18 protein-coding genes and 4 pseudogenes are annotated in these 16067 nt (G+C 69.4%); 7 read left to right on the top strand and 15 right to left on the bottom strand.

Translation table 11 applies throughout. The features are described from left to right. Together EFK10_RS23585 and EFK10_RS23590 are read left to right on the top strand one after the other, a co-directional pair. A pseudogene (locus EFK10_RS23585) lies at window positions 1-150 on the top strand (IS110 family transposase); the annotation flags it as partial. 368 nt (window positions 151-518) lie between these two features. Beyond that, window positions 519-1114, top strand: a pseudogene (locus tag EFK10_RS23590) (DinB family protein). Between the two features lie 53 nt (window positions 1115-1167). Here the strand turns inward: EFK10_RS23590 and EFK10_RS23595 are convergent. After that, on the bottom strand, window positions 1168-1434 hold the full coding sequence (locus EFK10_RS23595) for a hypothetical protein (protein WP_240677422.1): 267 nt from the start codon (window positions 1432-1434) through the stop codon (window positions 1168-1170). 126 nt (window positions 1435-1560) lie between these two features. On the opposite strand from EFK10_RS23595, the gene EFK10_RS23600 reads away from it, so the two are divergent. After that, window positions 1561-2658: a MerR family transcriptional regulator gene (locus EFK10_RS23600; protein WP_164836131.1), complete on the top strand. Its 1098-nt coding sequence runs from the start codon at window positions 1561-1563 to the stop codon at window positions 2656-2658. Window positions 2659-3014: 356 nt separating this feature from the next. On the opposite strand, the gene EFK10_RS23610 is transcribed toward EFK10_RS23600, so the two are convergent. Next, the gene (locus EFK10_RS23610; protein WP_127357641.1) at window positions 3015-3335 is read right to left on the bottom strand and encodes a hypothetical protein; all 321 of its coding nucleotides are present in this window, start codon (window positions 3333-3335) and stop codon (window positions 3015-3017) included. A 134-nt stretch (window positions 3336-3469) separates the two neighbouring features. Here EFK10_RS23610 and EFK10_RS47705 point away from each other — a divergent pair, with 134 nt between their 5' ends. Then, on the top strand, window positions 3470-3622 hold the full coding sequence (locus EFK10_RS47705; protein ID WP_164836129.1) for a hypothetical protein: 153 nt from the start codon (window positions 3470-3472) through the stop codon (window positions 3620-3622). A gap of 315 nt (window positions 3623-3937) precedes the next feature. On the opposite strand, the gene EFK10_RS23615 is transcribed toward EFK10_RS47705, so the two are convergent. Further along, the gene (locus EFK10_RS23615; RefSeq protein WP_127357642.1) at window positions 3938-4669 is read right to left on the bottom strand and encodes an alpha/beta fold hydrolase; all 732 of its coding nucleotides are present in this window, start codon (window positions 4667-4669) and stop codon (window positions 3938-3940) included. A 252-nt stretch (window positions 4670-4921) separates the two neighbouring features. Between EFK10_RS23615 and EFK10_RS23620 the strand changes: the two genes are divergently transcribed. After that, complete coding sequence (locus EFK10_RS23620) at window positions 4922-5668, top strand: AraC family transcriptional regulator (RefSeq protein ID WP_206305558.1); 747 nt, start codon at window positions 4922-4924, stop codon at window positions 5666-5668. Between the two features lie 37 nt (window positions 5669-5705). Here the strand turns inward: EFK10_RS23620 and EFK10_RS23625 are convergent, their stop codons facing one another. From EFK10_RS23625 to EFK10_RS23635, 3 genes are all read right to left on the bottom strand, one after another. Next, the gene (locus EFK10_RS23625; protein ID WP_127357643.1) at window positions 5706-5936 is read right to left on the bottom strand and encodes a hypothetical protein; all 231 of its coding nucleotides are present in this window, start codon (window positions 5934-5936) and stop codon (window positions 5706-5708) included. 169 nt (window positions 5937-6105) lie between these two features. Then, complete coding sequence (locus tag EFK10_RS23630; protein WP_127357644.1) at window positions 6106-6771, bottom strand: DNA-processing protein DprA; 666 nt, start codon at window positions 6769-6771, stop codon at window positions 6106-6108. A gap of 93 nt (window positions 6772-6864) precedes the next feature. Beyond that, window positions 6865-7230, bottom strand: a complete 366-nt coding sequence (locus tag EFK10_RS23635) for a winged helix-turn-helix transcriptional regulator (protein ID WP_127357645.1) — start codon at window positions 7228-7230, stop codon at window positions 6865-6867. A gap of 79 nt (window positions 7231-7309) precedes the next feature. On the opposite strand from EFK10_RS23635, the gene EFK10_RS23640 reads away from it, so the two are divergent. Beyond that, window positions 7310-8014 (top strand): SDR family oxidoreductase, encoded by a 705-nt coding sequence (locus EFK10_RS23640; protein ID WP_240677424.1) that lies wholly within the window; start codon window positions 7310-7312, stop codon window positions 8012-8014. Between the two features lie 323 nt (window positions 8015-8337). On the opposite strand, the gene EFK10_RS23650 is transcribed toward EFK10_RS23640, so the two are convergent. The 5 genes and pseudogenes from EFK10_RS23650 to EFK10_RS52225 form a co-directional block, all read right to left on the bottom strand. Beyond that, window positions 8338-9705 (bottom strand): hypothetical protein, encoded by a 1368-nt coding sequence (locus EFK10_RS23650; protein WP_127357647.1) that lies wholly within the window; start codon window positions 9703-9705, stop codon window positions 8338-8340. A gap of 81 nt (window positions 9706-9786) precedes the next feature. Continuing rightward, on the bottom strand, window positions 9787-10164 hold the full coding sequence (locus tag EFK10_RS23655; RefSeq protein WP_127357648.1) for a hypothetical protein: 378 nt from the start codon (window positions 10162-10164) through the stop codon (window positions 9787-9789). Window positions 10165-10232: 68 nt separating this feature from the next. Then, window positions 10233-10754 (bottom strand): hypothetical protein, encoded by a 522-nt coding sequence (locus EFK10_RS23660; protein WP_127357649.1) that lies wholly within the window; start codon window positions 10752-10754, stop codon window positions 10233-10235. Between the two features lie 133 nt (window positions 10755-10887). Next, window positions 10888-11139: a hypothetical protein gene (locus tag EFK10_RS23665; RefSeq protein WP_127357650.1), complete on the bottom strand. Its 252-nt coding sequence runs from the start codon at window positions 11137-11139 to the stop codon at window positions 10888-10890. Between the two features lie 267 nt (window positions 11140-11406). Then, a pseudogene (locus EFK10_RS52225) lies at window positions 11407-11983 on the bottom strand (transposase). Window positions 11984-12168: 185 nt separating this feature from the next. Here EFK10_RS52225 and EFK10_RS23675 point away from each other — a divergent pair. Beyond that, window positions 12169-12840, top strand: a complete 672-nt coding sequence (locus EFK10_RS23675) for a hypothetical protein (protein ID WP_127357652.1) — start codon at window positions 12169-12171, stop codon at window positions 12838-12840. Here EFK10_RS23675 and EFK10_RS23680 read toward each other — a convergent pair. The 4 genes and pseudogenes from EFK10_RS23680 to EFK10_RS47715 form a co-directional block, all read right to left on the bottom strand. Beyond that, window positions 12816-13157 (bottom strand): hypothetical protein, encoded by a 342-nt coding sequence (locus EFK10_RS23680; protein WP_127357653.1) that lies wholly within the window; start codon window positions 13155-13157, stop codon window positions 12816-12818. The two genes, EFK10_RS23675 and EFK10_RS23680, sit on opposite strands and share 25 nt — an antisense overlap. Before the next feature lie 298 nt (window positions 13158-13455). Beyond that, complete coding sequence (locus tag EFK10_RS23685) at window positions 13456-13920, bottom strand: hypothetical protein (RefSeq protein WP_127357654.1); 465 nt, start codon at window positions 13918-13920, stop codon at window positions 13456-13458. Window positions 13921-14638: 718 nt separating this feature from the next. Continuing rightward, entirely contained in the window at window positions 14639-14884 is a 246-nt protein-coding gene (locus EFK10_RS23690) for a hypothetical protein (RefSeq protein WP_127357655.1), read from the bottom strand. Between the two features lie 937 nt (window positions 14885-15821). Beyond that, a pseudogene (locus EFK10_RS47715) lies at window positions 15822-16067 on the bottom strand (fic family toxin-antitoxin system, toxin component); the annotation flags it as partial.

Genomic DNA, 16067 nt, shown 5'->3' on the forward strand with positions numbered 1-16067 from the left:
CGCCGCTTCTACGACCGAAAGCGCGCTGAGGGGAAGAAGCACGTCCAGGCCGTGCTCGCCCTCGCCCGCCGACGCGTCAACGTCATGTGGGCCCTGATACGTGACCGACGCTGCTACCAGGTCACACCCCCAGTGACCGCGACGGCTTGACAACACTATTAGGAAGCCAGGGCCAGCCGCTCCAGGTAGTCGCGGGTCTTGGCCTTGCCGATGAAGCCGGCCATCGCGGTGCCCGGCGGGTGCTTGACGATCGGGCCTTCGGCGGCGTCTAGGGCCGCGGCCCGACCGGACGATCTCGGCGATCGACAGATCCTTCTTGAAGCTGTGGCCCACGGTCTGCTCCAGAGCGACGTACGTCTGCGCCTTCTCCGGGAGCAGCCGGGCCGCGCACGTCAGGTCGGCTTCGGAGGCCAGGACGCAGAATGAGCAGGACAGGCTTTTCCGGACTACGGAACCGTCGGTCGGAGCGGAGCCACGATGCAGGTCGGGCGTCAGTGCCGGGTGAGAGACTGCCCGGCATGATCGAACCGGACCCGAAAGCTGACCTTTTCCGCTACCTACAAGACGCCCGTGAAGCCTTGCTGTGGAAGCTGGACGGGCTCTCCGAGTACAACATCCGCCGCCCTCTCACGCCGACCGGCACCAACCTGTTGGGGCTGGTCAAACACGTCGCCGGGGTGGAGCTGGGGTACTTTGGCGACACATTCGGACGGCCGTTTTTCCACGAGGAGCCTCCGCCCTGGTTGCGGAGGACGCCGAACCCAACGCGGACATGTGGGCCACCGTGGAAGAGTCGCGTGAACAGATCGTGGGGCTGTACCAACAGGCGTGGGAACACTCCAACACCACGATCGAGACGCTCGGGCTGGACGCGATCGGCCACGTTCCGTGGTGGCCCGATGAACGACGAGAGGTGACACTGCACCACGTCGTCGTTCGCGTGATCGCCGATACTCACCGGCACGCTGGCCACGCCGACATCGTGCGCGAGCTCATCGACGGGTCCGTCGGGTGGTTGAAGGGCAAGGACAACATGCCACCCGGTGATGAGACATGGTGGGAGGACTACCGGCGCCGACTGGAGCGGGTGGCGCAGGAGGTCGGCAACGGCTGATCCCGCCCAGTGGCGGCGACTGCTCCAGTTCTTCTGAGCTGTGAAGGATGAGATCATCGTGTCTCACCCGGGATGATTGGCATGCCCAGAGTAATCGGGGTTCGGCTGCGGGTTCGGCTGAGTCGGTCGAGCGAGACGAGTTTGTTCCGGGCGGCTTCGAGGCTGATCTGGAGGCCTTGGACCTCGCCGAGCCAGCCGTTGCCCCGGGCCTCCTCGATGCGGTCTCCGAGATTGCGGATGATCTCTTCCAGGCGTCGACGCTGCTGGGGGTCGACGCGGAGCATCGGGCAGCGGACATAGGCTTCTCTGAACCAGACCATCGCTCTGGCTTGCAGGAGTCGCCTCGCACCGCTGCTTCGTGTTCGGCTCTTGCTGCCGTGAGTGAGGCTCTTGACCCTCACGTGGCGTCAGGCTGCATAGTCGGTGCCGTGGAGGATCACTGGACCGTGGGACGCGTGGCCGAGTTGGCCGGCGTGAGCGTCCGCACGCTGCATCACTATGACGAGATCAGGCTCGTTCGGCCGTCGGCGCGGACCGTGGCCGGGTACCGGGCCTATTCGGCGGGCGACGTGGAGCGGCTGCGGGAGGTGCTGGCCTATCGGCGGTTGGGCTTCGGGCTGCGGGAGGTTGCGGAACTGGTCGGCGACCCGTCCCCCGACGCGGTCGCGCACCTGCGCCGACTGCGCTGCCTGCTGCTGGAGCGGCGTGATCGCGCTGACGCCATGGTGGCGGCCATCAACAGGGAACTTGAGGCACGGGCGAAGGGATTGAAGGTGACACCGGAGGAGCAACTGGAGATGCTCGGTGCACGGCTGTACGACGCGATCGGCGGCGCCTACACCGCGACACGGCGTACCGAGCCGCGGATCGCCGCGCAGATCTGGGACGCGCTCGGGGACGCGCAGACGGTGCTGAACGTCGGGGCCGGCACCGGCTCCTACGAGCCTGCTGATCGTGACGTGACCGCGGTGGAGCCATCGGCGGTCATGCGGGGGCAGCGGCCTGCCGGCTCGGCGCCGTGCGTGGCCGCCGCCGCGGAGAGCCTGCCGTTCGAGGACCACTCCTTCGACGTCGCGATGGCCGTCTCCACCGTTCACCACTGGGGGGACCCGATAGCGGGGCTGCGCGAGATGCGGCGCGTGGCCCGCCGCGTGGTGGTGCTCACGTTCGACACCGACGAGTCCGGATGGCAGGACCGGTTCTGGCTTACCCGCGAGTACCTGCCCGAGTTCGCCGCCGTCCTCGCAGAATTTCCCTCGCTTGCTGGGATGGCCGATGCGATCGGCGCCCGCGCTGAGCCGGTGCCCATCCCGTGGGACTGCGCTGACGGCCTGTTCGAGGCGTACTGGCGCCGACCGGGGGCGTATCTGGAGGATCACGTGCGCCGTGCGATGTCGGTGTGGACGAGGGTCGGGCCGGAGGCCGAGCAGCGGGCGGTACGAAGCCTCAGCGACGACCTCGACTCCGGCCGGTGGGCCGAGCGCAACAGTGACCTCGCCGACCTCGACGCGGCAGATCTCGGCCTCCGCCTGCTCATAGCTTGAACCGCGTCGCAGCGTCAGTGTCATCGCGGCCCTGGACGGCCCGCCGGTCATGTGCGGCGCTGAGCGGGCATGGCGCTGTGGACAGGACAGGACAGGACCGGTGGCGCGGCCCGGCATGCCCAGGTCGATCGCCCGCGAGCTCCGCTGGTCGATCCGCGCAAGCTTGTCCTCCGCTCCGGCGAGGCTGATTCGCAGACCTTCGATCTCGCCGAGCCATCCTTCGCGTTCGGCTTCGGCGATACGGGCGAGCAGGTTGTCCCGGATCTCCTCCAACCGGGCGCGTTGGGCCGGGTCCGGCCTGAGAAGCGCACACCCCTCCTCCTGTCGGATCGAGGGCTTGACCTGGGCGTCCGCTGCTACAGTCCGCAGCTTCCGCAGTCACCGAACCCCGACAGCCCCAGCTGCTGTGGCGCCTCCGGATCGGCTTCCAGGGTGCGCCGGGGCGGCTCGGCGAGCGCGACCCGCACGGCGGCCGCCATGGCGTCGAACTCCGGTCCGTCGTCGGCCAGCACGATCCCCGGCGCCGGTCCGCCCTGGCGCTGCGCCAACTGGAGCAGCTCGGCGATCGACAGGTCCTGGCGGAAGCTGTGCCCACGGACCTGCTCGACCTCGGCGTACAGGGCGGTGAGCCGCGGCCGCCGGCGTACGGCCAGAATCAAGTCCGACCGATTCGCCATGATGCAGATCGAGCAACTGCACCTTTCCTGGACTACGGCCTGAGCTTCGCGGTTGAGGGTTTCCTGGCAGGGTCGCTGCCCATGAGTTCTGATCAGTGGAGTACTCACGGGGTCGAGCTGCGATGGAGACCTCCATGCAGGTGGAGGCGACGGCGGCGGCGCCAAGCGATGCGTGGAAGGACCAGACCCGGTCCAGCACGCCGGCGGCGCGGGCAGCCTCGACGGTCACCGCGAGGGTGCCGTGGGAGTCCTTGCCGCCGGAATCGCTGATCGCGATGACGCCGTAGTCGGATAGGGCCATGGGGGTCCTTTGTGGTGGGTCGGGGCGGGAGTCGGCCCGGCCGGGCGTTGCCGCGCCCGGCCGGACGGTGTGGTCAGTACAGGTCCGAGGGCAGTTCGGCGAACGTGATGTCGCGGCCGAGTGCGTCGAGCCGGGCGAACGTGGTCAGGTCGGGCCGGTCGTAGGCAGCGTCAAGCACGTTGAGGTCTTCCCGATGGGTCCTCTACACCCCTACGCGGCCTCCCGAGTTCGGCCACGCGCACGGAGTAAGTGGCCCCTGGGGACGCCGTGGCCCCAGACGACGGCTGAATTTGGGGCCGGATCAACTGGGCTTGTGTGGCCCTCGATGGCAGGCCTGTCGTCTGTGTGTCGAGGCATCCGCGATGCATTCGTCGAGCAGTAGTGCAGCGACCGCCTCCGGGGCCTCATGCATTGCGTCGTGGCCGGTTGGGAGGTCGTGGACCTGCCACTGGGGATCGGCTTGGAGTCGGGTGCGGAGTTCAGCGAACGGCGTCCGGTCTTTCCATCCCGAGCAGTAGATGAACTCCCGACGGGGGACCTGGGTGAGCGTGCCTGTGAGCCGGATCGTTTGCAGGAACGAGGCGAGGGGATGGGGACGGCAGCGGGGATCGCCGCCGTCCGGCGGTCGGACGGCGTAGCCGGTGGTCGCAGCGCCGGCAGCGAACGCTTCCCGGTAGCGCTCGGTCGTTGACGACCAGCACGACTCGCCATCGCGCGGTACGTAGGCGTCGAGATGCACCAGTCGTGAGATCCGGCCGTCAGCGCGATCGGCGGCGGCGGCGATCACCATCCCGCCGTAGCTGTGGCCGACCAGCGTCGCGCTGGTGATGTGGGTGCGATCGAGGAGCCGCAATACGTCGTCGGTGTGCGTGTCGAGGTTGGCGGTCGCGACCGTCGCGTTGTCGTCGTCTGGCCGCAGACCGGTCAGGGTCAGGGCGTGAACGGCATGACCGGCACGCTCCAGCAGCGGAACCACCGCCTCAAACGACCAGGAGCCGTGCCAACCGCCGGGCACGAGGACGAACGTCGCCATGCGTTTCTCCTTCTCCCTCAGGCCGCGGCATCGAGGCACGCTGCCTCGATGACATGTGGTTCGGTCGGGCGCTCTGCGCGACTGAAGACCACTCCGCATGGAGGCAGTGTCACCAGATCAAGGTGTGGCTTGCTACCGATAGGGTGCCAACTGATGCCTGTTTGCCGCCAACCTCGCCGGATCGCCGGTGTGACGTCACATATGTGGCCGTCTGGCGGGCGCCACCTCTGGCCATCCGGCGAAACAAGCGCAGTGCAGTCGCACGCACGCGGACACCTGGTGTACGCAGCCAGCGGCGTCTTGGCAGTTCACACCGAGCGCGGCACGTCGATCGTTCCCGCCAACCGGGTCGCCTGGACCCCCGCCGGGTTCACGCACTACCACCGCGCCCACGGCGACACCGATATGCGGATCGTCTTTCTCACGCCATCCCTCGCCCGGCTCATACCAGAGCATCCCGCCGTGTTCCTGGCCTCCGACCTCGCCCGCGAGGTCCTGCTCGCCCTGACCGGCCCCCGCAACTACGACGACGCCGCGCCTGACTACAGCCGCTCCGCGCGCTCTCGCCTCCTTCGAGTCCTCGTAGATGAACTCCGCGAAGCACACGAACAGCCACTGCACCTGCCGGAGCCACGGGACGACCGACTGCAAGCCATTGCCCGGATGCTGTACGAGAAGCCGGCAGACAACGCCACGCTGGCCGAACTCGGGAAGACGATCGGAGCCAGCACCCGAACCCTCAGCCGATTGTTCCGCAACGAACTCGGCATGACCTTCTATGAGTGGCGCACGCAGCTACGCATCCACCACGCGCTCGTGCTCCTCGCCGACGGCCACGACACCATCCAAACCGCCTACGCCTGCGGATGGGCCAACCCCAGCAGCTTCATCACAGCGTTCACCAACATCATCGGAACGACCCCGGGCCGTCACCGAACCAGTCGCCAGACCACCGCCCACGCATCTCAACTCCCGACGGTGGTCAAGTCCTCGGGGTGATTCGTACTCGCACCCCGGGCCGATGTGGTCCGCGACGTCACCTCTCGTAGGCCAGATCGCCGGCGGCCCACGGCGCGCCGTGGCGCATGTACGAGTCGTGCTTGCCGTCGGCTGCCGCCAGGTACGGTGCGTACTCCTGCTCGGTCAGCTTGCCGCGCTCGGTGGGGGACGCGCACACGCCGAATGAGTGCCCCACGATGGGCTTGCTCGTGAATCCGCGCAGGATGCGCAGGTTGCGCACCGGGTCCTCGTTGGGCTGACTGCCCATGGTCACGTCCTTCTTGTGGTGGGTTGGTTGTCGTCGGGTTGCCGCCCTAACAACAGTGATAATTCTACTACTTCAGGGCTGGGTGTCAACCACCATCCGAGCCGGTGCAGTGGTGATGACCAGCGCTTTCCGGGGCCGCGCGGGTCCGGCGCGGCCCCGGAAACCCGTGTCAGCGAAGCCCGATGGCGATGAGGATGTCGTCCGCGTCGAGGACCGGCCGGGCCCGGCCGAGCTCCAGCAGCTGGGCGGTGCCGGTGGAGTAGGGGCCACCCGGCTCGCCCGGGGGCAGCACGAGTACGGGGCGGCCCAACTGGTGGGCGGTGTCGGCAGCTTCCATGGCGGGGTTGCGGGCGATGACCTCGACCAGGACGACAGCGGTGGACAGGGCGGCGATCAGCTGGGCGGTGGTGCGCAGCGTGACGCGGCTGGCGGGGGTGCCGGGCGGGTAAACGCTGACGGCGGCTCCGCCGGTGTCGGCGGCGCGCAGCACGTCACCGTAGTCGTGGGGGTGGCACAGGTCGAGTCCGCACGGCAGGACGGCGATCGTGGGCGCGGGCACCAGGTGCGCGCCGGTGTGGGCGGCGGTGTCGATGCCATAAGCGAGTGAGGCGGTGACGGTGTGTCCGGCGGCGGCGAGGTCGCCCGCGATCAGGGCGGCGCGGCTCTTGGCCCGGTCGGTAGCGTGCCGGTTGCCGGTGACGGCGATCGCGCGGGAGGACAGTGCGGGCAGGTCGCCGGTCCCGCGTACCCAGATCCCCAGCGGTGCCGCGTCACCGAGCGCGTCCAGGGCGGTGGGCCAGGAGTCGTCTGCGGGGATGACGAACCGGGCGGTGATTTCTGTCCGGTGTCCAGCTGGTGGCCGGGGCGGGTGTGACCCGCCTCGTCGAGGGTGGTGGTCTTGCCGCTCCGGTTCATGCCGGCAATCGACTCATGGGGCAAGAATCGGCTGGCGGGCTCGGGCCGCCTCGATGTCCGGGACATGCTCTTCGGCCCAGAGTCGTACGGCGCGGAGTGGGATGAGCAGAGAGCGGCCCAGCGGTGTCAGGGCGTACTCGACGCGGGGCGGGTTCTCGTCGTACTCGTGGCGGCTGATCAAACCGTCGGCTTCCAGGGAGCGCAGGGTTTCGGTCAGGACCTTCGGGGTGATGCCCCGGATATGCCCCTTCAATTCGCTGAAGCGGCGAGGTCCGTCATCGAGGGCGTTGACGACGAACACGGTCCAGCGGGCGCCGATACGGTGCAGCACCGTGCGGCTCGGGCAGGTCGCTGCCATCACGTTGTACGCCTTGCCCATTGCTGCTCCCAGTTTCGTTGAAGATACCGGTATCAAATCCATACCGTTGCATCCGATCCTACGAGAGGGAGTGAGACACATGGAACGGATCCTGGTCATTGGCGGTGCACGGGCGCTCGGCGCGGCCGTCGCGAGGCGTGCGGTGAAGGACGGGTACGACGTTGTTGTCGGTGCCCGCGATCTGGCTGCGGCCGACGTGCTGGCGAGCGAGATCGGCGCCAGGGCGGTGCGGGTCGATCTGCAGGACGAGTCGACGCTCGCGACCGCGGCGGAACGGCTGAAGGATGGAATTGACCACATCGTGACGACCGGTTCGGCGCCGCACGATGTTCGCGCGACCGAGCTGGATCGCGACAAGCTGCTGGCTGCGTTCACGGCGAAGGTGGTCGGCCCGATGCTGGTCGCCAAGCACTTCGCGTCGGTACTGCGGCCGACCGGGTCGATGGTGCTGTTCTCCGGTGTTGTCGGCTGGCGCCCTGGGCCAGGATCACTCGTCAAGGGGGTCACGAACGGTGCGGTCGAGTACGCCGCGCGCCACCTGGCGGCGGATCTAGCGCCGGTACGGGTCAATGCCGTCTCGCCTGGTGTCGTGGACTCGGGCACATGGGATCGCCTTGGTGACAACAAGACCGCCTTGTTGAGCAAGAGCGCGGCCGGGACCTTCGTCGGACGCTACGGCGAGACCGACGACGTCGTCGACACGGTGATGTGGCTCCTCCGTGCGGGTTTTGTCTCTGGCGAGACGATCCACATCGAGGGCGGCGCCCGCCACAAATCCGCCTGATGCCGGTGGCCGGCCATGCGGCGGTTGGTGCGGGCGAGGCGTTCCCATAGGGCTTCGGGGCCGTGCTCGGCGAGGTGGGCGGCGAGGGCTTGGGGGGGGTGGAAGGCGGCCAGGGCGGCGCGGGCGGCACGCTCACTGGCCGGATTCGGCACAGAGAACACGAGGGACCTCACAAGGGGCGGTGACGGAACGGGGGGAGCGCCGGGTGCAGCGGGCGGTGCCGCCCGTGCCTGGCAGGGGCCGCTGGGCTTGGCTGGCGTAGGTCGGCCGCGCGGGCCGGGGCCCGGCCCTCCCCTGGGTGGGGAGGGCCGGGCAGTGACGCGTCATGCGTCCTGGTCGGGGTCCTCGCCGTCCTGGTCGTCCCGGTCGGCGTCCTCGGGCTCTTCGGCGTCCTCGTGGTCGGCGTCCTCGGCCTCTTCGGCAGCCTGGGGGGTGTAGGGCTCGCCGCTGATGATGGCCTGCTCGATCGGGGCCAGCCGGTATCCCATCTCGCCGAGGAAGGCGAGGTAGGTGCGGGCGTCGGCCCGGATCTCGTCGGTGTCCCATGACGGTTCGTCGTGCCGCCAGGTCTGCACCTCCTGGATGCGCTTTTCATAGCAGGCGGCCAGGACTGCGAAGTTCAGCAGCATCAGGCGGCCGGGGGTGGCGTTGCCGGGCGCCCACTCGGCGCGCCCGGCGGCCTCGTCCGTCTTGCTCTGCCCCAGCAGCTCGGCCAGCAGTGCCACCCGGGACACGTCGCCGGTCCAGCTCTGCACCGGCTTGGAGCAGACCAGCAGCTGCGCGGTGACGAACGGGGCGAGGGCCTTCGGCGCGGTCTTGCGGGACAGGAATTCCGTGCGCAGCCACTCGCGCCGGGTCTTGCCCGCTGCCCGGTGCGCCGCGTTGCCCTCGACCTTGAGCTTGTAGGGCATCCCCTCTTCCTTCTCCGGCTTGACCGGGGCAGCGGACTTCCCGGCGTCCATCGACGCCTCGTCCGGCTCCTCCTGCGGAGCGTCGTCCTCCTTGAGCGCATGGCCGTACGCCTCGGGGTCGGTGCACAGGAACATCACGGCGGCCGGGGCGACCTCGTCGTGCTCGGCCCAGATGGCCACGTGCCCGGGGCAGGAAACATGGTCCACGGAACCAACACCGAAATGCGGCTGACCATCGGTATCGCTGCTCACCGCTTCGTGTTTGTCGATCCATTGCCGGGCGATGCGGGGCGACACGGCTCGTAGACGGTGCGTTGGGTGTCCGGGCCCTACAGCCACCACGCAGTGACTGTAGGGCCCGGGATTCAGCACGCTGCCGCGCGGGCCGTGTGCGGCGGGGTAGTAGCGTCCGCGATCGCCGTCCAGGTGGGTGCGGATCTTGTTGACCTGTACGGCGTGCTTGCCACGGAAGTCGGTGTGGCGGTGCCAGCCGCGCAGCCCGTAGGCGGCGGCGTAGGCGTCGAGCCGGGCCGCGTGCCATGGCCGGTCCGTCTGGGGAGCGATCGTCTCGGCGGCGGCGAGTGTGGAAATCACCGCGTCGTGGACGCTTGAGTGCCAGTCGCGGATGCCCCGGCCGGTTACCTGGATCCGCCCGGCGATTCGGGCGGCCTCGTTGGCCGACGCGCGGGCGCTGGCCACGAAGTAGGCATCCATGCCGGGCCCGTCCCATGCGCTGATGTCGCGGAGCGGGTCGGCGACGGGCGCTGGCCTCTCGGGCATGCCCGTCACGTCGGACAGGTCCGGGACGGGGCCGATCGGGGGGACGCCGGCGTGCTGCTCCGCCAGCGCGGCGGTTTGGATTCACCCGGTGTGGTGGAGCGGCCGGTAGGCCGACTGCTCCGCGCGGGTGGTGGGTTGGGGCGGTGTGGCGCGGGTTACCGCCCGCGCCACACCAGGGCAGATCAGTCGGTCAGAGAGGTGATGCCCGTAGTACATGTACTCGGGCATGGAGTGGATGTTGGTGCGCGTGGGCCACTCGACGGGGTGCTCGGTGACCATGCGGAACATGCGCCAGCCCTTCTCCGGCTCGGTCTCCTGCCATTCGAGGACCTTGCCGAATCTCGCCAGGGCGTCCCCCACTTTCAAGTTCTTGACCTGCGTCTTGTAGCGCGGTTTGCCGTGGCGGTCCTGTCCGTCGGGCTCGACGACGTGGCCGCGTGGGTGCGTGCTGAAGTCCATGAACCTTCCTCCGTGGTGGGTTGGGCCGGTGTGACGCGGGTTGCCGACCGCGCCACACCGTGGGGTGATCAGGCGGCGAGGCGCTCCCGGCGTGCCTGTCGGACGTGGGCGACGCGCTCGGCCTCCTCCTCGAAGTCGCCGGGTCCGCGCGTGAGCATGTCGATCGGGTCTTCCTCGTCAAGTGCGACGGCGGCGTGGCAGAGGGCGGTCAGGAACTCGACTGCGTCGCCGGTCTGGTCGTCGTCGGCGATCATGGCTACGGCGCCGGTGATCTGGCCGGTCCGGAGCTGGTAGACGCGGTAGGCGGCGCTGATCAGGGCGTCGGCGGGTTCGGCTCCGTCCATGTGGTGCAGCACGTCCGCCACGACGTCGCTGATCACGAGGCGGGCCTCGGCGAGGTCGGTCTCTGCCTGCTCGCGCAGTCCGATGACGCCTGCGGCCTGGGCGTACTGCTCGGCTGCGAAGCGGGCCAGGTTGGCGGCGCCTTCGGCGGTGATCGGCGGGACTTTCTTGGCGTTGCTGGCGAAGGTGTCCAGGGCGGCGGCTGCCCAGCTGGCCCGGTCGGTGTTCGTGGTCTCCATGGTCTCCACGCGTGCTCCCTTGGGTTGGTGGGTTGGAGCCGGTTCGGGCCGATTGCCGTCAACCCGAACCAACACTGATAAATATACTCCCTCATAGGGGTTGTGACAACCCCTCACCTGCACGTTTGCCTGCGCGCGGTCATCAGGCGCGGGGGTGGTTGCAGAACTTGACGGGGACGTCGGTGACGGCGAGGTATCGCTTGGCGGGGTTCTTGCGCCACAGCAGGCGGCGGGCGTTGTCGGCGGCGTCTCTGCGGCCGTCCAGCCGCTGGAAGCGCAGCACCAGGGGCGGGTGGGCATCGACCCAACCCATCTCGGTGCGGACTCCGGCGGAGATCCGGGCGGTGATCTCGCGACCGGTCCGGTGGTCGGACGTGCAGTGCACCAGGACCATGGGCGTTCCCTGGCTGATGGCGTGGAGTTCGTGGGCACTGGCGCGCGCCTTCGCGTAGGCGACGGCGGTGGTCGCGACTGCCTCGGGGGAGGAGAACCTCGCCGCGGCACACCTCCACCTGACATCGGCTCACCTGGACCACCTCGACCGGCTGGCTGAGCCGGCATAGGCCGGGTTTCACTCTGGCCCCGCAGTAACGATCGGCCATGGGGATCCGAAGGCGGGCCACTGGCCAGGAGCCATGTCGGCCTCGGTGCGACAGGACAGTCAGACCGTGAGTCGGTAGGCGAGGCGGTCGAGGTTGCTGGTGCGGGTGCGGCCGAGTGGGCTGCTGGTCCAGAGGGCGTCGAGTCTGATCACGTTGATCGCGGTCGCGGAGAAGGCGTGCTGGAGGCTGACTTTCGGCAGGCCGCGGTAGCGGGCCCGGCGCATCCCGGTGACGTCGAGTGCCTGGTTGATCGTGCCTTCCACTCCTGCGCGAGTATTTGTCCTCCCACGCCTCGGTCTTCTGCTCGGTGCGGGCCCGGGCAAGGGCGTCGTGGAGTTCCTGGGGCCGTAGGGTGAGCGCGCGGCGGCCCGGTCGGGCGGTGGTGCACTGTTCCCGGAACGGGCAGGGGCGACAGGTGCGGACGCTGAATTTGACGACGATGGCGTCCTGGCCGTGCTGCTGGACGGGGTTCCAGGTCGAGCTGGTGCGGCCGGCCGGACAGCGGATCTGGCGGGCCTTCCAGCCGATGGTGAAGGCGCTCTTGTCGAACCCATCGGCCGCGCGGGCCTGGGCGGAGTGGTCCAGGAGTACAGGGGCGACCAGGGTGATTCCCCGCGTACGGGCAGCGGCGATCAGGTCGGCGGACGGGTAGCCGGAGTCGAGGGTGCATTAGCATCGTCCGCCTGGCGCCGGATGCGCCCCGCCAGAACCCGGGCACCCTGACTTCCACGGACCGGCCCCGCTGCAGCGCGCAGGTGCTTACGCAGCCGGCGCAGCCCGTCCGTCCCGACAACCTCAGCTCGCCAACAGATTGGTAAACGGTGTCTCACCGCAAGCACGTCATCGCCCTCGGGGCGCTCCTCACCGCCGCATCCATCACCGCCTGCGGCAGCACTGGCGCCTCGTCCACCGCAGCGCAGCCCTCCGGCTCTACCCAGGCCAGCGCCTCCCCGACGGCGGCACCCACCCCGCAAGCGAAACTGCTCACGAAGACGCAGCTGACCGCAGCCCTGCTTTCCCTGTCGCAGATGCCAGCCGGCTGGTCGGTCGACGCCAGCGGCAGCACCGGCGGGGACAAGACGTTCTGCAACTACAAGCAGCCCCACGTCGCGAAGGTCCAGGTGTCGCGCAACTTCCAGAAGGGCGGAGGTCTCACTGCCTCCGCCGCGTCCGTTGGCCTGCGCCAGTACGCGAACGCGAACGACGCCGCAGCGTCTTTCGACGCGATGGAGCAGGCACTGCAGACCTGCCACAAGGAGACGTACCAGGGCTCGGTCCTGAAGTACACGGCGATGAGCGTGGACAAGACCGGAGACCGCTCCCTCGGCGTGCGTATCGAGAGCGGTGGCGCCACGGTCCTGCAGCAATTCACCCTCGACGGTCCCGCTCTCATCAACGTCGGCCTCGGCGGGATAGCAGACGTGAACGCGGACACGACCGCGCAGCTTCTGCGTCAGCAGGTCACCCGCTACGAGGCCGCAGCCACGCGATAGCGCTGCACCCCGCCGAGCCGATCAAGTAGGGCAGCGCAAGCCCCAAGCAGAAACAGCCCCATCGTCAAACGAAGGGGCTGTTTCTCTGGCGGTTCCGGGGCCCTGCTGCTGGCCACGAAATAGGCATCCATGCCGGGCCCGTCCCATGCGCTGATGTTGATGAGCGGGTCAGCGACGGGCGGCGGCCCGTCGGGCATGCCGGCCAGGTTGGCCAGGTCCGGGACGGGAGCGACCGGAGGAACACCGGCGTGCTGCGCGTCCAGCGTGAGTGCGAGCTGCTCGGGAGCGCCGTGCACCGTGATGCCGGGCGTGATCACGTGACGGATGGTCGGGCCTACCGGCTCGGCGGTGGGTTGGGCGGGCGGGCCAGCGGGGCGCTGCTGCGCCTGGCCGGCCTTCTGGGGCTGGGACGGGGCCGTGTGCGGGCCGTGGTGGGGTTCGGGCTGCAGGGGCCTCGGTGTCGTCCTCCTGGGCCGCGCAGTAGCCGCACCGGGTGCCTCGTGCGGGCAAGGGGGTTGTCGCTGACGGTGTTGATGGCGCTCCCCGAATACGGCTCTGGCCGCGCTTCCGTGAACGATCTATGGCGGCTGCTTGAGCCTGGTGGGGATGCCTGAGCTACGTCAGGGCTCCCGCGATCGCGCCGATCAGGGCGGAGGCCAGGGCAACTCCTGCGGCTGCCAGGAGTGCCTTCCAGCCGGCCCGGGAGCGGGTGTGGCCGGTTAGGGTCAGGACGGTCATGATGGCGGTACCGGCCAGGACCGTCCCGAAGAGGGTCATGGTCAGCCAGCCGCAGAATGCAGCGACTCCCACGCGCACGTAGCTGTTGTTCGACGTGCGTTGCACCGGCACCGCGGCCCCTGCTGTGAGCGACTGGGAGATGGTCGCGTCCAGATCCACGGTCTTGCCGTCATCGGACCGGAAGGTCCCGTCGCATTGCGTGTGGCGTTCCTTAGTGGCTCCGACCTCGGCACAGGAACGGACGACGAACAGGCCAGGGGTTCCTGCCCACCTCGCCGCATAGGACAAGTCCGGCACGCTGTCCAGGAGCGTCGCGCCCGCGCCTGCCAACAGAGCTGCCACGAGTACCGCTACGGCTGCCACCGCCTTGCCGCGTGAGGGTCCGGAGATTCTTCCGCCTTGGCCCGACATTCGCATCGCCCTTCCCGGCCCCGCCCGTCGCTTGGGCTGGCGCACTGTACTCCAGCGCCCCTGGCTCGTCGCCACTGGCACGGGCTGCGGTCCGTCCGCATCCACGTCCCCACTGCAAGATGGCTTACGCCATCGCGGTCAGAGCCAGATTCAGGAAGCGCCATCATCGCGACGGGTGCACGGGCTATGCAGCCAGGCCGAGTCGGCGGAGATCAGGTTGTCGTCACTTTCGGCGCGGCCGTCCAGCCGGAACACAACGCCGTGCGAGTCGTCGGGCGGGGGAGTAGGAGCGGCCCGTGATGGTGACGACGCCGGCGGGAGTGGAGATCCGCACGCCGGGTGTTACCCGTGCTGCGGGGACGTCGCCGCGCTGCTTGCGCTCGGCGTTCTCGGCGGTGGGATGTCGTTGCGGACGGCGGGGGGCCTGCCTGGGTGAGGTAGCGGCGGGCCACGGCGCGGCCGGTGAGTCCTCTGCGCTCGGTGCGCTGCTCGGCCAGGCCGGGACGGACCAGGGACGTGCGGGTGGTTGGGGTGAGCCTCGACCTGGCTGCCGTGGTGATGATCGCGAGGTGCTGGGCCTTGCTGAGCTTCACGGGGTTCTCGTGGGTGGGGGGCCGGGGCCCGGGTGTCCGGGCCCCGGCGAGGGTGGTCAGTGCTTGGCGCGGTGGACTATCAGGGCCAGGATCCGGACGCGTTCGGGCCAGGTGAGCGGGTACAGGGGCGGGTGCTCCTGGGGCCGGCCGCCGACGGCGACCGGCCAGGGGTCCGCGTTCCAACTGGCCTGGGCGTCGTGGCGGATGACCACTGCGTGGCCGTCGGTGGTGAACTCGGCGCGGACGGCGCGGGGGCCGGTGTGCCACGTCGGGCGACCGGTCGCCGTCGGCGGTGTCGGCAAGCTGCCGCGTGACCTGCTGCGCCCCGGTGAAGCTGCGCGGGGAGGGTCTCGGGCACGGGGTACTGGCGGTCGATCCACGGGCTCCTGCTGGACATCACCGGATGGACGGTGATGGAGCGTGCTGTGGGCGCGCCACTGCGCACCGAGATCGGCCGCTACGGCCCGGGCGGCTGTGCCCTGTACGGCCCGCGTTCCGGCGACGCACGCTTGTGGGACTGGCAGGGCGACACGCCCTGACCGCCTGGCCGGGGGCGCTGGGGGACCGTGTCACCGGGCCGTGGCAGGACGCCTGTCATGTGTGGCGCCTCGGTGAGGGGGACCCGCTCCCTCCCGGCCGCCGGGCAAGGCACTTCGCATGGGCAGGGTGGGTGGTATGTGCGGCCGACGGGCTCTTTCTAGGCCGTACACCGGCTTCCGTCACTGGGAAGCCGGGCCGGCGTGGTCTCCAGCCGAGTCCGCCGTCCTTGTTGGTGGACTCGGCGTCGTGGTCGCTGTCGTGGATGGCGGTGAGGTACCGGGGTTGGCGCTCGTTGAGCGCTTCCCGTAGGTCGATCGGCTGCTGACGCGTACTCACGCGCCGACGTTATCGGGCTGCTCGGACAGCTAAAGGCCACGCCGGCGACCGGGGGGCCGTGGTCGCAGGCGCGGCCATATACGGCGGCTGCCCGCGTCTGGGAGGGCCTCGTCGCGGGCGGGGCCTGCCGTAGGGGTCGCGTGCCCGAACGGGCGGGGTTCATGTCAACTGGCGGGGAAATTGATCCCTCGGACGGCGAAGAGCCGCGCCGGCGATTCAGGAGGGTTCCATCGCGGGCGCGGCCGTAGACGGCAATGCCCGCAATCTGAGTGAGCGGCATTGCGGGCGCGGCTGCCGTATGGGAGGGGTGCCCGAACCCGTGGGGGCTCGTATCAACGGGCGCGGAAATTGACCCTGGTGGTCCTACGCGGTCGCCCATTTGCGGAGCTTCGTGGCGATCTGCGGGACGGTGATGCGGACTTCGCGGGAATCCGCGACCAGTGCCAGCGCGTCGGCGGAGGCGCCCAGGAGGACGTGGCCGTTCAGCTCCAGGAAGACGCGGGCGATGGACCAGGCGAATGCGTCGTTGTGATCCTCGAGCGGGCGGAGCCGGGCGGCCGTCTCGAGCATGGCGGCGGCCTTGAGCCAGTTGGTGCCGCAGACGTCCCG

Origin of the sequence: Streptomyces soli (genome assembly GCF_003999195.1) — a bacterium.
GTDB lineage: Bacteria > Actinomycetota > Actinomycetes > Streptomycetales > Streptomycetaceae > Actinacidiphila > Actinacidiphila soli.

Coding starts and splice junctions, on each gene's coding strand:
- EFK10_RS23665 (WP_127357650.1), bottom strand. CDS start 11,139: ATGGTCCTGGTGCACTGCACGTCCGACCACCGGACCGGTCGCGAGATC.
- EFK10_RS23595 (WP_240677422.1), bottom strand. CDS start 1,434: ATGGTCTGGTTCAGAGAAGCCTATGTCCGCTGCCCGATGCTCCGCGTC.
- EFK10_RS23655 (WP_127357648.1), bottom strand. CDS start 10,164: ATGGACTTCAGCACGCACCCACGCGGCCACGTCGTCGAGCCCGACGGA.
- EFK10_RS47705 (WP_164836129.1), top strand. CDS start 3,470: ATGCAGGTGGAGGCGACGGCGGCGGCGCCAAGCGATGCGTGGAAGGAC.
- EFK10_RS23635 (WP_127357645.1), bottom strand. CDS start 7,230: ATGGGCAAGGCGTACAACGTGATGGCAGCGACCTGCCCGAGCCGCACG.
- EFK10_RS23615 (WP_127357642.1), bottom strand. CDS start 4,669: ATGGCGACGTTCGTCCTCGTGCCCGGCGGTTGGCACGGCTCCTGGTCG.
- EFK10_RS23610 (WP_127357641.1), bottom strand. CDS start 3,335: ATGGCGAATCGGTCGGACTTGATTCTGGCCGTACGCCGGCGGCCGCGG.
- EFK10_RS23640 (WP_240677424.1), top strand. CDS start 7,310: ATGGAACGGATCCTGGTCATTGGCGGTGCACGGGCGCTCGGCGCGGCC.
- EFK10_RS23625 (WP_127357643.1), bottom strand. CDS start 5,936: ATGGGCAGTCAGCCCAACGAGGACCCGGTGCGCAACCTGCGCATCCTG.
- EFK10_RS23650 (WP_127357647.1), bottom strand. CDS start 9,705: ATGCCCGAGAGGCCAGCGCCCGTCGCCGACCCGCTCCGCGACATCAGC.